The organism is Zooshikella ganghwensis (genome assembly GCF_018263875.1).
Lineage (GTDB): Bacteria > Pseudomonadota > Gammaproteobacteria > Pseudomonadales > Zooshikellaceae > Zooshikella > Zooshikella ganghwensis.
On sequence record NZ_JAEVHG010000002.1, the window covers coordinates 481,824 to 495,771 of the forward strand.

At 38.9% G+C, this 13,948-nt stretch carries 14 protein-coding genes; 5 read left to right on the forward strand and 9 right to left on the reverse strand.

Annotated elements, in window-relative coordinates; all coding sequences use genetic code 11:
• The 9 genes from KHS79_RS05915 to KHS79_RS05955 all read right to left on the reverse strand — a co-directional run bounded on the left by KHS79_RS05915 (position 1) and on the right by KHS79_RS05955 (position 5,258).
• Entirely contained in the window at positions 1–198 is a 198-nt protein-coding gene (locus KHS79_RS05915) for a hypothetical protein (RefSeq protein ID WP_212717484.1), read from the reverse strand.
• Between the two features lie 6 nt (positions 199–204).
• A complete protein-coding gene (locus KHS79_RS05920) occupies positions 205–675 on the reverse strand; it encodes a phage tail protein (protein ID WP_180569001.1) in 471 nt (156 codons plus the stop codon).
• Between the two features lie 200 nt (positions 676–875).
• Positions 876–1,334 (reverse strand): phage tail protein, encoded by a 459-nt coding sequence (locus KHS79_RS05925; RefSeq protein ID WP_212717487.1) that lies wholly within the window; start codon positions 1,332–1,334, stop codon positions 876–878.
• A 55-nt stretch (positions 1,335–1,389) separates the two neighbouring features.
• Positions 1,390–2,883, reverse strand: coding sequence for a phage tail sheath family protein (locus KHS79_RS05930; RefSeq protein WP_212717490.1), 1,494 nt, complete (start codon positions 2,881–2,883; stop codon positions 1,390–1,392).
• Positions 2,884–2,917: 34 nt separating this feature from the next.
• A complete protein-coding gene (locus KHS79_RS05935) occupies positions 2,918–3,469 on the reverse strand; it encodes a DUF4255 domain-containing protein (protein ID WP_212717492.1) in 552 nt (183 codons plus the stop codon).
• Between the two features lie 22 nt (positions 3,470–3,491).
• The gene (locus tag KHS79_RS05940; RefSeq protein ID WP_212717493.1) at positions 3,492–3,869 is read right to left on the reverse strand and encodes a hypothetical protein; all 378 of its coding nucleotides are present in this window, start codon (positions 3,867–3,869) and stop codon (positions 3,492–3,494) included.
• Between the two features lie 2 nt (positions 3,870–3,871).
• A complete protein-coding gene (locus KHS79_RS05945; RefSeq protein WP_212717494.1) occupies positions 3,872–4,114 on the reverse strand; it encodes a hypothetical protein in 243 nt (80 codons plus the stop codon).
• A 68-nt stretch (positions 4,115–4,182) separates the two neighbouring features.
• Positions 4,183–4,725, reverse strand: a complete 543-nt coding sequence (locus KHS79_RS05950; RefSeq protein WP_212717495.1) for a hypothetical protein — start codon at positions 4,723–4,725, stop codon at positions 4,183–4,185.
• Positions 4,726–4,757: 32 nt separating this feature from the next.
• Positions 4,758–5,258: a UpxY family transcription antiterminator gene (locus tag KHS79_RS05955; protein WP_212717496.1), complete on the reverse strand. Its 501-nt coding sequence runs from the start codon at positions 5,256–5,258 to the stop codon at positions 4,758–4,760.
• 207 nt (positions 5,259–5,465) lie between these two features.
• On the opposite strand from KHS79_RS05955, the gene KHS79_RS05960 reads away from it, so the two are divergent.
• The 5 genes from KHS79_RS05960 to KHS79_RS05980 all read left to right on the forward strand — a co-directional run bounded on the left by KHS79_RS05960 (position 5,466) and on the right by KHS79_RS05980 (position 13,179).
• Entirely contained in the window at positions 5,466–5,708 is a 243-nt protein-coding gene (locus tag KHS79_RS05960) for a helix-turn-helix domain-containing protein (RefSeq protein ID WP_212717497.1), read from the forward strand.
• 867 nt (positions 5,709–6,575) lie between these two features.
• Positions 6,576–7,265, forward strand: a complete 690-nt coding sequence (locus KHS79_RS05965) for a M50 family metallopeptidase (protein ID WP_212717498.1) — start codon at positions 6,576–6,578, stop codon at positions 7,263–7,265.
• Between the two features lie 613 nt (positions 7,266–7,878).
• Entirely contained in the window at positions 7,879–10,542 is a 2,664-nt protein-coding gene (locus KHS79_RS05970; RefSeq protein WP_212717499.1) for a carbohydrate binding domain-containing protein, read from the forward strand.
• Between the two features lie 155 nt (positions 10,543–10,697).
• On the forward strand, positions 10,698–11,039 hold the full coding sequence (locus KHS79_RS05975; protein ID WP_212717501.1) for a PilZ domain-containing protein: 342 nt from the start codon (positions 10,698–10,700) through the stop codon (positions 11,037–11,039).
• Between the two features lie 544 nt (positions 11,040–11,583).
• Positions 11,584–13,179: a trypsin-like peptidase domain-containing protein gene (locus KHS79_RS05980; RefSeq protein ID WP_212717503.1), complete on the forward strand. Its 1,596-nt coding sequence runs from the start codon at positions 11,584–11,586 to the stop codon at positions 13,177–13,179.
• Positions 13,180–13,948 lie beyond the last annotated feature (769 nt).

Consider the following 13,948-nt stretch of genomic DNA (forward strand, 5'->3'; position numbering starts at 1 on the left):
TCATGGTTCCTTGAGTCGATTTAGGGCGTCTAAAGTAGCTGAAACACACTTATTAATCAGTAATTTTTCGCTAACTTGTTGTTCAACATTGCCTATATATAATAAGCTATCTTGTTTGCTAGCACTTTGCTTATGAGTACTTTCTGAAGGATCATTAACGCTCACATTAATATTCATTCTATTAATTGATAAAGCCATTTTTTACTATACTCCAATAGGCTCTATATCTGCATATGAAAACGTAATCGTTTCCATAACTAAGTTATTACTTTCAGCATCAAAATCTGATAATGACCAGTCAATCGACATAGCACCATATACCAACCAATTTTTTATTGGCAAATAAGTAAAATTGTATGCCGAAATTAAAATATCCATTGACTTATTTACTTTTGGATCACTCCAATTGATCAATTTTTCAAATTGCAATAATGACAACAGAGCTTGCTCTACTTTAATATCACCATATTTTATTTTTACTGGAAGGCTAAGCTGTTCTTTTGCATAACCAGCACCTTCTATTTTCTCTGTCTCAATACTGGCTGATAGTCCTGAAACCTTTTTCACAAAAATTGTAGATAATGGATCATCCATAAATACAACAGAAAATTTATACTCTGCTGGTATTAACGCTCCAAATATATTTTCCTGAGAAATACCCAAGCTAGTACTCATACAGTATATTTATCTATAAAGTTTATTAAACAGTATTCCTTCGTATCCGATTCAACGCATACGAAGGACTAGTTATACCCTTTGTGAATCATTTTTAGGGTTTGTTGCCGTCATTCCTCACCCCAATCATCTATTGTTTATAGGCTCATGGGGCCTCGTCACTCGGCGGCCTCCCCTAAAAACCCTTCACTATGGCTATATTAATGATATTCTACACTGATTTTTTTACAGATAAGCTCTAAGGTCTCTACTGCTGCATCAGAAGAGTCAGCACTTAAAGACGGTGCTTCCAGCTTGGTTGGTAATGCATTATCAGCTGTCCAACTAACCACTGGATTACCTTCACTGTCGACCAAAGAAATCCTAACATCTTTCCTAATTCCCCCGTTAATTGCATTATTATTGACCCAGTCATACAGCTGACTACCCTTAGTTATTACTCCTTTCTTAAGAGATATTGTTGGTTGGTTAATCTGCCCAGGATAAATCTGAGGTCCAGTGATAAAACTCATTCCATGTTTATAGGTAATGGTTTCATACTCAACGCTCATTCCTGATGCTTCGGAAAAATACATTTCATCCATATCAGGTATATCGACAATATACTGAAAGGCTGGTAATGGGTAACTTTCTTTAACATCTTTGGTTGTGTCTGCCATACTAAATCCCTATTTTATATCTTTCTATAATCACTTGCTAAAAATATATAATGTATTAACTGGTTTGCATCATTTGCGTAAAAGTAAATTCAATAAACTCTGCAGGTCGGCTAGGGGCCATTTTAACCGTAATTTTCATCATTCCTTCTAAGATATCATTGCCTGTCATTGTTGACCCCAACCCTATACTAATTTGATAGGCTTCATCTTGGGTTAATCCTACAAGTGCACCTTGCTTCCACATTTTATTTAGCAGTGAATCAATCATCGCCTTGACTTTTAACCAAGTGACTTGATCATTGGGTTCAAATACAAACTGATGAGCTGCTGACCGGCAGGTGTCTTCCACAGCTAAAAATAAACGCCTTACGTTGATATAGCGCCAATCTAAGCTATCTGCATTTAAGGTTCTAGCCCCCCAAACTAGTGTTCCTTTGCCTGCAAAGCTACGAATTACATTAATTGCTTTACCACTATTCGGTGCATTTAATTTTTCCTGAGCACTGTCTGTTACTACTCTTACAGGCTCAGATACATCCAACAATGGAGTATTTGCTGGGGCTTTCCAAACACCGCGAGAAGCATCAGTACGTGCATATACACCCACGACTGCTGCTGATGGGGGTAATACAATACGTACCTGTTGACCAAGACTTTGTCTAATTTTGGCATATTTTGCCGGGTTAGTTGTTTTTAAGCTATCAAGATAAACAGGGTCTGCACTACTAATCAATGCCTCTGTTTCTAAGTGGCTTGCATGACTATTGTCTTCTACAACAGATAACGTATGAGAATCTGTAACTTCAACTTTTGACTCATCTAGCGCCAAAGGAATATTTGTTTTTAAAAAGGGATAATACGCTGTACCATAACTACGATGTTCGTTTTGGCTAATTGCCGCTTCAAAGTTGGTAAAACTAATGCTTCCTGTTGCACTTTCTTCTGGCATTGCATCTAATACGGCTAGTCGACTTCGTGTACCATTTCGACCAGCAGAATCGTGACCTTCTTGCAATAGTTTCGAGCAGACTCCTTTATAATCATCCCATGAACCTGCTGTATCTGTAGCCAAAGGCGCTAATTGTATTGCTTCAGGCGCTAATACCAAAGTCGCTTCTTCAAGCGTATCAAGCTTTTCTAGCACTTTATTAAAATGATCTTTGTTTATTACTGCCGTATTTATATCATCCTCTGGTAAGGGTACTTTTTGTTCGTTAATAGATGCAATATAACATTTACCACCACCATTACTAAAGTAATGTTCAATGGCATAGTAAAGGAAGAATTTTGGCAGTAACTTACTATGTTTACTACTATAGTCTTGATTCATTTTAAAACTACTATCATTTTCTGCATAGTTGCCACTTACTAATAAGGGACCACCAAACATCTCTGTAAACTCAGATAAATTATTAACAGCGATTATTTCACCATTATTTTTTTGTGTGTACCCTATAAATACTGGCACGGCTGTACTATCAAGCCCAATACTTAACCCAAACGCATTTTTTTCTTTTACATAAACACCCGGTGTTTTATACTCACTCATTAAAATATCCTTTATATCTCTATAAAAATTCTATTTATTTTCTTTCTACACTGATATCTGCACTAACTAGTTTATCTAGTTCAACTGTACTGAGTTGCTCATATACAATTAAGGTTACACGATAAAGAATGGAAGGAATATAGCTTATCCTAAGTGCATTCCAGATATCGTTTTGCCTTGTAAAGTCCATTGTCACCAGATCAAGTTCAAGTTTTATTTTATCTAAGCTGCTCTCATCTGATTGAATGATATGATTTTTTTGGAAGCATGTTATTACTAATGATAGCATTTTTAAAGCTTGCAAATAATTATCATGCTTTGATAAAACTGCCAGATAAATACGCAAGCGGACATCCCTATATTTTTTTATTAGCTTCGTATCAACTTGCTTATATCGATTATTATTTCTTAATACATTTTCCTCCTCAGTATTAATCAAGCATACTGTTAAAGCATTATTTTCAATCTTTAGTTCATTATTTTCATTTTTTGGATAAGTAACAATTTGCGAGGCAAGCCCACCCAACTCTTTTTTCAAGTACTCTGTCAGCACAGAGGTAAATAATTCAACTGACTTTGACAGCATTATTTATTCCCAATATATAAAGCTAGCTAGCAAGTCGATCAATACGACTCAGAACATCCTTATGGTAATTTTTTGTTTCATGACTAATATTGTCAATTTTTGATTCAACTACTAGAAATTGGCTTTGGCAGTCTTGTTTTTTCATATAGGTTTCAGCTACGTCTTTTTGATAACTGAGGAGTTGCTTTTCGATTTCATGTATAAGTTTACCTTGTTGTTGAATAATTGCTTTAAAATCAAGGTGAAGTGTTTCTAACTTTCGGCTTACATCTTCAATCTTGGTTTCAGTAGCCTGCTGTAGTAGTTGCGACTGACGACTCAGACTCCATCGAATGGTGCCCATGGTAATGCCAAGAAAAGTTAAAAATAGACCAATATATGGTATGATATTTTTTTCCATTTTTAATTAAATCTATAGTCATTACTTTCATGTCTATCAATACCCGCTAACAAATCCTCAAAATCTTCTTTATCAGGCACCAAGTCGACGTCTTCATCAAAATCCATTAAATCAGCAAAGCCTTCTATATTATTCAGCGCGTCCAATTGTTGTAGTAGCCTATTAATATCTTCCTCATTTTTTTCCCGAATGGAGTCAATCGTATTATATTCATCCGCAGGCTTGAAACGGTTATTACTATTCATAGGATTTACCTTTTGGGTTAGTATTATTCTTGGGTAATTATTTCCTACTCACTTTAAACAAATCTATCTCAGTATAGTTGATGATTTAAGTGCATCCTTAACACATAGGCAGCATCGCCAATAAAGTTCAATAATTGCATGTACCTCCCTTGCCAACGCCTGTGCCATGCTTGATAGTTTGCACCTATAAATTGATACTTTTCTCTTTCAGAAAAACTTTTCCAACCATAGCCCTTACAACGCTGACAATCTTCACCATCACTTTCAAAACCTAGTCCCTCACAATAAGTACACACCGTCATAATTTTTAATTCATTACAAATCAACGTTGCCATGGCAGGCAAATTAACTTTACCAACTTGCCATTCTTTCATGACCGCAAGATACTTAATTTCTATTGTCAGTAACTCCTCTAATTTCTGGATATCTTGTTCATCATTAAAAATAAAATATCGACCTAAGTAATAGGACTCAGCAGGTAAGTTGCCCATCCCCAAAGCAGCCGCAATATCTTCCCAACGATGCTTTTTAGTCAACAAGCTGTTATCCACATTGAGTAATTTGGACTCTTTATTAAAGGTATTAATAAGGATAGGTATGTTCCATATCATATAACTACACTTTTTTTATCTGTTGTCTATGATTAGTCTATGACTTTGAACTGATGAGGATTCAACGAAAAGATAATCGACTGGCTTAAGGCTGTTATCTCGATAGCAATATTTTTCTGGTCACTATCCCTAACCAAAACGCCTTGCTGTCCAGCAAGTGTCCCTTCAGTCACCTCAACTTTAGTGCCTTTTTTAAGCACTCTGCTTTCCACCCACCATGCATACCTACTAAGTAGTAGTTTATTAATTGCATCAATCTGTGTATCTGGAATTGTAGCTGGTTTGCCTTGAAAACAAATAAAATGGGAAAATCCAGCACTGCTTGTGACTGAGTAATATTCATTAGTATTAATATAAACAAAAATATACGAAGGAAATAGCGGTTTTTTAATATTTTTTTTCCGGTCACTCCAAAAGTGTTGCTTTTCAATGTAGGGATAAAGTACTTTTATTCCTTTTTTCTTTAAAATGCCTGCAAGCTTTACTTCACAATTTACTCTTGTATAGACCGCATACCAATGTTTCTCACCCATGTGATTACCTGTTTTAGAGCAAGGCTTCGCCCTATCTGTCCCATTCAGATAACGTATTGATAAATAGCAATTTTTTGTATATAAAAAGACTCATCTAGCTGGCCAAAGTATCACTTAAAACGTTGACGATATCCACAGCATACATGCTGTTAATTTTTATTAAAAATAATAATACAGTTGTATTATTTATTGCTAGCGGTGATATACATGGAACGTCAACTATACTCTGGCTTAAACTTAGATAACATTGGTGACATTTGTAGGCAATTGAGAATTCAATCAAATATATCACAAGAGGAAATGGCAGCGAAAGTGGGTCTTGCAGTATCTACAATTGAACGAATCGAAAATAAAAAGGTTATTCCAAGAGCTGACTCAATGTTAAATATTTTAAGTGCTCTTAACTGTCAAGTGAACATATCCAAGTTGATTATTCCATATACTGGATAGTTTTTTTCATGTTTTTTATTCACTTCTTTCCTTTTTGATATCTATGCCCTTCACGAATCATTTTTAGGGTTTGTTGTCAACACTCTTGTCCACCAAAGATGGTGGCAATGCAGTTTATGCATAATGACATGGATGTCATGTAGTAGAGCAATGCAGGAGCAATTGCCGAGGAGCATTTAACTGCCACCCCAGTCACTTATTAATATAACCGCCCAGCAGCACTGTTATATCAATTAAAGTGGCTACCGCAAGTTTCACAGCAGTAAACTTGCCCAGGGGCTTCATCGCTTGACGGCCCAGCTAGCACCATTAAAAAACTATTGATGCTATCGCTAGTCTTAGCAGACCAGACTAGCCCTACTAAAAAACCTTCGTTTTGGGTATAAAAGCCCTAAAAATAAGTTTCTTGCAAGCGTAAGTTAACACAGCCTTGATAACTGCAGTGTAAAGCGTATACATAAGGTTTAAACTGCTACTGCATTGTTATCAATAGCAACCTTAAGTAGTAAATAAGTGATTATAGCGTCATAAGTCAATACTATACCCATAATGAATCATTTTTAGGTGTCAAAATAAAGTGGTATATACTCACAGCGAAGGGTTATTTAGGCGAAGCCACCGAGCGATGAAGCCCCAGGAATTTAGATAAACTAAATGACTGGGGTGAAGAGCTTGACTCTAAACGATTGTCTTTCTCTCCACTTGACAGGACTCAATTGAGAACAAATAATTTTGGAATATCAATCATCAGTTATTTTCAACTACTAACATGTTAGTGACAGTACGTTTAACAATAAGTATACCCTGCATTTTGAGTATACCCCCCTCCTCCATTAGCTAACTTTATCATAGGATAGTGATCAAAAAGTGAACTCCACTACATCTTCAACATCATCATTATGGACAGCTCGACTCGCCAGCTTAGTCATTATTGGTGGCCTATTTATTGGCTGGAACAGCATTTGGATTTACCCCTTTCAGATGTTGACGGTTTTCTTTCATGAGCTTTCACATGCCATAGCAGCCTTGTTAACTGGTGGTGAGGTGCTTGAGTTTTTTCTCGACCCTCGTCAAGGTGGTCATGTGATTCATCGAGGGGGTAATCTGATAATTACGGCTACTGCGGGTTATCTTGGTTCATTAGCTTGGGGGGTTGCGTTGTTTTGGGCTGCGCATTTGTCACGTTTTGATAAGGTCATTAATGGCCTACTGGCATTGATTATATTGGTAGTACCTTGGTTACTGAAAGGACAAGGGTTTGCACTGGTATTTTGTTCTATTTTTGGTATTTGTCTATTGCTTACAAGTATTAAGGCATCACATTGGGTCAATGACTTTTTACTCCGGCTCATTGGGCTTTCATGTGTATTATATGTACCTGGTGACATTTACAGCGACACTATAGCGCGCAGCGGTACGGTTGTTTCAGATGCAACAAACATTGCGGAACTTTTAGGTGGGAGTACCATGATGTGGGGTATTATTTGGCTTGTAATATCATTGGTTATACTACTCATTATGTTTATTCAACTTTGGAAGTCACCTGGCGCTAATTAGTGATTCGCAAACAGTATCCAATACTCACTTTCAATCGTAACACGTCTCCTATTTGATTTCTCAAACCAGTGTTTTAATACACTGGTTTGGTTGGGACCACACCTATTCTGTTAATTTCCTCTTTTATTTACAATTTTTTCTTCTGATTATCCATTACACACTTTTATTTGTGTATTCAATCGCGTCTTACCACGTCTTTTTAATTTAAAGTATTAACCATTGTGATCTGTATAAGTACTGCGCTACCTATTAATTAGATATAAGGCTTTAACTGTCTGTTTATGATTAGTATGAAGGACTGGAGGCAGAGAAAAAACTAATACTTGTGGCACAGTAGGAGGTGCAACCGCAACCTGATTATCATTAATTTAATCAAGCTGCAGTCGTTTATCAAAAAATGGACTCATTAATAGTGTTCGATAAAGCTATACCCTTCACTAATCACTTTTAGGGGTTGTTGTCAGCGTTTTTCATCACTTGACGTCTACCCCTAAACCCAATCGTCTGGGGATATAAATCAGATCATAATTTAATTTAAAAAGATAACTGCTTCCAATTAAGAAATTGCATTAGAAGTTTCATATATCTCAATTTATAAGCTGAAGAGTCCACTATGAAGAAATCGTTATACCACAAAAAATCGACAATATCGCTCGTTCCCTTGCTGTTGGCAACGACCATACAAGCCCCTATAGCTCTGGGCAATACGTCCACAACCGCAATCGCGCCCACGGAATTATTTTCCAGTGAAACCACAGCCTCATCAGCAGCCACTTATACTCAAGAAATAAATAACAGCATTATCGAACATGCCGATTATTTCCGTGAAGCTGACCTGAAACTCAATAAACAAAATGGTCGCTACCAATTCCCAGACCAAATTACACTTAACTTATTTTCAGGCGAAGCCTTTGATTTAAGAGTAATCAGCCGCGAATCAACGGATGGCTCCCTTGAAGTCATTTATGGTCAGGTTTTTGATAGTGGCTTTAGTCACCTTGAAACTTATAGTAATGCCATTATTACCTTGAACCATTTAACAGGAAAAATAACGGGTATTATTGAAAATGAGCAAGGATCTTATTTAATTCAGCCACAGGACAATGGTCGTTACCTGTTGGTGAAGCAAAAACAACCTGAACATATTGATGAAGTTTTACCTCCTACCAGCCAGTCTGAACTTTATTCAAAAGCAGCAGCAAAGGCTGCAAAAGGTGAAAAAGATAAACACGGCAATATTATTATTGACGTATTTCTAGGTTTTTCTGAGTCCGCAGCCAAAGAAGTTGGTGATATCAAAGCAACCGCTGCAACTTACGTTGCCTCTGTTAATAGCGGATTAAAAAACTCTGGTATTAAAGGTATTAAGCTCCGTTTGGTTGGTACCGGTACTACCAAACACAACCTGGGCATCATTACCAAAGTTTTGGATAATGCCGAAAAATGGTTTGCGAGTGATATTGAAAAGTTAGCCCCTGATTTAGTGGGTGTTGTCCAAACACCCACTAAAGCACCGAATAGTGCAGCAGGTTGGGCAGGTGTCACCGGTTATACTCAGGTGGTCGGCGCCCCATGGCCTGGAGCTTGGCGGCACGAAGTCGGACATAATGTCGGAGGCCTACATTGCAGTAAAGATGGTGGTGCAAAATGGAAATATGCTTATGGCTTTGATAACGGCAAACTCACGACACATATGTGTGGTAATGCTGCAAACTTCTATTCGACACCTGATGTTAAAGATGCCAATGGGCTACCAATCGGTGATGCAGAAACAGCGAATATGGCTAGGCTCTGGAAAGAGCGTGCTGCATTAATTTCAGAGCATCGCAAGCACACTGTGCCATTCCCCGATGAAGATCCAGATGGTGACAAGCCTGGTGATGGCGACAAACCTGGTGACGGCGACAAACCTGGTGACGGTGACAAACCCGGTGACGGCGATAAACCTGGTGATGGCGATAAACCCGGTGATGGCGATAAACCTGGTGACGGCGATAAACCTGGTGACGGCGATAAACCTGGTGACGGCGATAAACCTGGTGACGGCGATAAACCTGGTGACGGCGATAAACCTGGTGACGGTGATAAACCCGGTGATGGCGACAAGCCTGGTGACGGTGATAAACCCGGAAAAGCATGTCCTAAACCAGACTTACTGAAAAATAACCTCATCCAACAGCCTGACTTTAATGACCTTACCCAGTGGCGTGCTTATTACACATCAGCAGTTAAACTTGAGAAAAAAGCTGAAACGAAAGACTGTGGTACTGATTACAAAGTCAATATTACAGGACGCACAAGCTACTATGATGGTGTTATTCAAAAAATACAAACTCCTCTGAAAAAAGACGCTACCTACCAGTTCAGCGCAAACTTCCAGCTTGCAGATGACCAGCAAAAAGACTTCGGTCTGGCAGCACTAGCACTGAAAAGTGAGCTAGGTATTTTCTATTATCAGTACTTGGCTATTGATCAAATTTCTAACGCAGAGAAAAAACTAAGTGGTGAATTCCAACTAAATGCTCTGGGTGAGATCAAGGCAGCACACTTATTACTTTTTGGTCCTAAAGGTAAAAAGTCACTCATTATTGATGAAGTTAAAATAAGTGAAAAAGATAATAATGTGCCTGACCCCAATATTGTTTTTGAACACAGTTTCGAAACCGATACTCAAGGCTGGCAACCTGCTTGGAAAATGGGCAAGTTAAGTCAAAGTCAGGAGCGTGGCAAAGACGGCCAGTTCAGTCTACATATTACTGAACGCGATCACTGGTATGCAGGTGGCTTGTTAGCCGGTTCTGAGCTTATTGAAGCTAACCAGGCTTACACACTCTCTTTATCTGCCAGCTTAGGGAAAGAAGTGAAAGCCGCTCAAACACTCGATATTCAAATATTCTATGTCGATGATGAGGGTTATCACTGGCAACGTGTCAATACCAGTAAAATACCCACAGGTGATGCCTGGTTTGATATTGCGACAGACTTTGCCATTAAACCAAAAGGTAAGCTAAAACGTGCTGATTTATATGTCTTTGGGCCAGAGCCTGGTACCGACTTCTATATTGATGCCGTTAAGCTGGTCAAAACTGACAAGGGTCCCGGTGATGATGATAAACCTGGCGACGGAGACAAGCCCGGTGATGGAGACAAGCCCGGTGATGGCGATAAGCCTGGTGACGGAGATAAACCCGGCGATGGCGATAAACCCGGTGACGGCGATAAGCCTGGTGACGGTGACAAGCCCGGTGACGGTACAAAACCTGATAACGACAAATAGTCAATTCATATTTAACCTCTGATAGCCAACCATCAAAAGGTAGAAATCTGCCTTTTGATGGTTTTTTTATGGATTGTTGTCATTCGGCTTAATAGCCCTCATCAAGATATCCGATCTATACTTACTTTTAATTTGCTGAAAAGGTTTATTCTTGAATGTCTGAAGATCAAGGCATTGAACAACGCCGACACCCCCGAAGGGGGATAAAGTGGAAAGCACTTATTCGCGATAAAGCAAAAGAGGTAGTTGTAGGCCGGACAGTGAACGTCTCAGTCAGTGGTGCACTTATTGAGGTATCACACAAATACAATATAAATGAAGCCGTAGATATACAAATTGCTGCAGTATATCTAGGAAAGAAGATAAAAATTCTTTCTCGCGCAGTTGTTCGTCATACCGTCGTCAGAACATCTGACTTTCAAATCGGTATCGAATTTAACGGTTTAAAACCCGAGATGGCTCAATTCTTAGATGATTTTGCCTCAGGAGTGATTTAATACTCATTGTCTTTAATTTCTGCTGTATTATGGAATAAATACAGTGACTGTCTTTACGTCGCAAAAAATTAATTCGCCATTGTTAAGAGTATACATAACAACTTGGTAATACATCATCCTATACATTTGATATTATTAATACTTTTTAAAAAATGTAACGCAAAACCATATAAGTATGAACAAGTTTACATAGTTAAACATTCTTCCCAGTTATAGTCTCCTCTCGCATATACACCCTTCACGAATCATTTTTAGGGTTTGCTGTCAGTGCTCTTGAGCACCAATGATGGTGAAAATGCAGTTTATGCAGGAGCATTTAAATGCCTCCCCCTAAAAACCCTTCGTTTTTGGGTACACCTTTAACCACATATTTCCCATGTTAAAGGCATACTGTTCTGTCGTTTACCTTTTTAGGAAAGCTGCAGTAATAGTTAATAATTAAAAACATATACCCTCTGCGACGGGTATTAAAGAAGATACGAGCCGTATAATGAAATACTCATCCTTGCTATTAATTGCTTCGTTAGCATCCAGCTGTGTGCTAATGAATAGTTACGCAGACAATCTCAATCAAACTGATACACTTAAACCCATTAAAATTGCGGATAAAATAGATTCAAATTTATCGTTAAGTCCAAAACAAGGGTTCGACTCAAACTCTACATTTACAGTTTCTGAATCAGGTGCCAGTTATATTAAAGTACACTTTGCAGAGTTTAATATCCCTGATGGTGCTGTGGTCGAAGTTCGAAACCCTGAAGGTACTGAAAGCTACCGTTATAGCAATGCTAAGCGTGATGGTTTTACCTACGATCCAGAGCTGGGTGAGGATGGAAAAACCTCGTGGGCAAGTATGTCAGTCAGTGGTGATACCGCAATTATCCAGCTGATCATGCCTAATAATCTAAAAGCAGCAAATGCCTGGGATGACACCAAACATTCTATTAAAATTGGTCACTATATGCGTGGATTTCCTGAGAATGTTATTGAAAACTTAATGACTCAGGAATTTTCAACCTGCGGCGGTAACGAGCGTAAAGATGCTGTGTGCTATAAAGATTCGCACCCCACTGAATTTGCCCATAGCCGTCCTGTAGCAAAGTTGGTCATGCGCGGGAGTGTATGTACAGCATGGCGAGTGGGACCAGATAATAAAATGTTTACCAATAACCACTGTATTGGAACCCAGTCCTCAACGACTACCTCTGAAGTCTGGTTTAACTATCAACGCAGTAGCTGTCGTGGCAGTAAACCAAATAACATCACTAAAGTGCCTGCAGACAAAATGCTCGCGACCAGTCGCAGTAGTAGCCTGGACTATACTCTCTTTACCGTGAAAGACTTCAGTAAAATTGCCTCGTTCGGTTACCTAGGCCTTGATCCCAGAGATGCAGTAAAAGGTGAGCAAATTTATATTCCACAACATGGGTCAGGTAATCCTAAAGAGCTTTCGATTGAAAGTGATTCTAATAGCAACAACCGCTGTCAAATTGATGCGCCAAATAGTAGTCGCCAAAACCTTGGTTACTATTGTGACACAATAGGTGGTAGCTCTGGGTCTCCAGTTATCGCCAGTAAAACAAATAAAGTAATAGGCTTGCACCACTGGGGTGGCTGTCCTAGTGGCCCTAACCAAGCAGCTCGCATTAAAGATATCTGGCCGGAAGTTGCCAAGCACTTTAATAATAAAGTCCCTGGAAGCAGTCCGAATGGTGATAATGACCCAGGCAAACCTGACACACCCGATAACCCTGATGATCCCAATAAGCCTAACTACTCACCATTAATGAACAAATTAAATGCTTGCCTAGGATCTAAGGCAGGTAAAGTCACCGCATCTCGATGTGACAACAGCAAAGCGCAAAAATGGCATATCGATAGTAAAGGATTACTTCATCCTGCAGATGCCCCCAACAAGTGTCTTCAACTACCTTCTTGGTATAAAGGCACTAACCGTGCTGTTGTCGGCAGCTGTAATGCAGATAAACTTGATATGCGCTGGGTACTGGAAAATGGGCGAATTCACAATGTGGCCTACCCAACTCTTTACCTTAATCACTTTAAAGCCTATGGCGAGTGGATCGGTGTTTGGACAGAAAAAGCCGATGGGAAAAATGAACAGTTGTGGGAATGGAAATAAGCATGACTGATTTGTAGGGTAGTCTCCCCTTTTTCAGAAGATGTACAAACAACAGGTGTCTATAGGGCACCTGTTTTTTTAGCGATACCCTTCGCTATAGATTTGCTGCAAATTCGTTTCACTTCACATAGCAAACTCGTTTCAGCACTCACTACGGAAAGTACTTAACCACTACGCGTTAAAATTACGTAAATTACAGATACCACTTGCAACATATTGCTTACAAATAGTGACATTTCATTAACTGAGTTACAATTTGAGCAACTGGAATAGACGAAAACTGTTCCCCTCTTTACTATACCCTTCACACATTACATCAGCTGTCTTTATTTATTTTTTCTAACTATCACTAAGCGTTATTTACAAAGCCCACAACCAAGGGCACACAACAACACAGTAAACACTATACCCACAACGAGGTTTTTTTAGGGAGCTGGCTTACTACTGTAAAGCTAGCGATAGCAGCACTAATTGAAATAAAAAAGTGCTAGCTGGGCCGTCAAGCGATGAAGCCCCTGGGCAAGTTTACCACTGTGAAACTTGCGGTAGTCACTTTAATTGATATAACAGCGCTGCTGGGCGGTTATATTAATAAGTGACTGGGGTGGCAGTTAAATGCTCCTCGGCAATTGCTCCTGCATTGCTCTACTACATGACATCCATGTCATTATGCATAAACTGCATTCCCACCATCCTTGGTGGTCAAGAGCGCCGACAACAACCCCTAAAAATGACTCGCGAAGGGTATATTAAAGGGTAACCTACCAGG